The following is a 1,791-nucleotide window of genomic DNA, read 5'->3' as shown; positions in this document are numbered from 1 at the left end:
GGGCCAAGCCATACTCGCCCTCGCCCACCGCCGCACCCTCACCCCATGTACGCCACGGGTCCGCCACGGCTCCCTCTACGACCCCCAACCAACCCAACAACTACCCACCGCCGCTTGACAAACCACATAGGGGCACCCCCCACTCCCCCGGGTATACCCGGGCACCCCCCGCCGTCCCTAACCTGCAGCCCGCCCGTGACAACACTCCCCGAGCATGAGACGGTGGCCCCATGACTACTTCCCGTCCCGTCTGGGCCGCCGACGCCCCCGAGCGAGTGCTGGTTGTGGACGGCGAGCCGACCGCCGTGAGAACGTGGCTTACCCGCACTCGCAAGCAGCGCAACACGGGCCTGCTGGGCACGGACGGGCTCGACGGCGCGCTGTGGATCAAGGCATGCAACTGGGTGCACACCTTCGGCATGCGTTACGCCCTCGACCTCGTATACGTCGGACGCCACGGCCGCGTAGTCGCCGTCACCACAGCCCCGCCGCGTCGACTCTGCCTACCCCGTTTGAACGCGCATGCCACCATAGAGATGCACGCGGGCTTGGCCGCACAGCTCAACATAATGCGCGGAACCATCATCGACACGACGCCTCGCATTTGACTGCGACGCGTAGCGCAGTTCCGAGCATCAGCGACTTCCATCCGAGTTCCGAAGTCAGAGCGGTAGCCGTGGCGCATCTGCTTCCTTCACAATCCGTCGACCGGTCGTGAGCATGGGCTGCCAAGAGGCACGATCCTCCACCGGTTCCCCAGGCTGCGCTCGTGCACTGATCCGCCAACTGCCCGTCGCTCCATCCGCGATGAAGATCGCCGCTTCGTCTGTGGTGACGCGAACCCAGTCTTGAACCTTAGCCTGATGGGTCCACGTCATCATGTGCATCCACCGTCGCCCGGCCAAGCGGCCACACCTCCGGCCGACGTACACTCATCTATCCGAAGGCCGCCAAGACGATCTCTGCGTTTCACCGACGCCCCAGCATACGCGTCCAATGAGCGCACCAATGGTGGCGCCGATCAGCGTCAAGACGAACGTAGCCACCGGCACGTACGTCGGGACATAGTCGGGCAATCCGATCCGAGTCTGTATCCCCCAGAACACCGGAACAGGAAAGACAGCCGCAGCAAGCAGACACCATTCGCGGACCCGCTGTCGCGGCAGCGTCAAAGCGACCACGAACGCCACGACAGCTGGCATCAAAACCGACGGGCTCACATTCAGGACCAAAGCCAGTACGCCGCCCTGCGTTGCGCCGCCGAGCACGCGAAGCCCGGTCCGCAACAACCACCACAGGAGAATGCCTACGATCCAAGCCACGAGCAAAATCAGCGCCGTGGGCCGCTTTGCCTTACCATTCCGCTCAGCCACGATGAACCATCTCTATACCAGCCGCGACCGTCTCCAGCAGCTTCTCATCGACACCAGGCCCCGTCAAACCGACTACGAGCATTTCGTCATAGTCATCATCTTTAGCGGTCAACAGGAGGGTTATTCATAGGGGGTGTGGGGGATTCGCGACACGCGCATAGAGGGTGAGGGTTAGGACGGCCTGCTCCTGAGACGCTTTGGGTGTCATAGTCCAAACTTCTCAGAAAGCAGGCCGCCACCATGAACGCTAGCACGAAGCTCGACCGCCGACAGCTCGAGGACCTGTGCGCTATCTTGCACAGCCAGGGGGACCTGCCGGTGGCCGGCAGCCGGGTCCTGGGCCTGTACCAGCGCGTGAAGCTGACGGGCCTTGACCCTGTTTGTTGGACACGCTGATTCCGGCCCTGCGGGGTCGGGG

General features: G+C 63.7%; 2 protein-coding genes. One reads left to right on the top strand and one right to left on the bottom strand.

Annotation, left to right across the window (positions count from 1 at the left end; genetic code table 11):
* Positions 1–230: 230 nt before the first annotated feature.
* Entirely contained in the window at positions 231–608 is a 378-nt protein-coding gene (locus Q4A20_RS15075; protein WP_303124215.1) for a DUF192 domain-containing protein, read from the top strand.
* Positions 609–932: 324 nt separating this feature from the next.
* On the opposite strand, the gene Q4A20_RS15070 is transcribed toward Q4A20_RS15075, so the two are convergent.
* Complete coding sequence (locus Q4A20_RS15070; protein ID WP_303124213.1) at positions 933–1,373, bottom strand: hypothetical protein; 441 nt, start codon at positions 1,371–1,373, stop codon at positions 933–935.
* Positions 1,374–1,791: the final 418 nt, after the last annotated feature.

This window comes from Actinomyces sp., assembly GCF_030530635.1.
Lineage (GTDB): Bacteria > Actinomycetota > Actinomycetes > Actinomycetales > Actinomycetaceae > Actinomyces.
The sequence above is the reverse complement of the archived record's forward strand: the minus strand, read 5'-3'. Positions and strand labels throughout refer to the sequence as shown.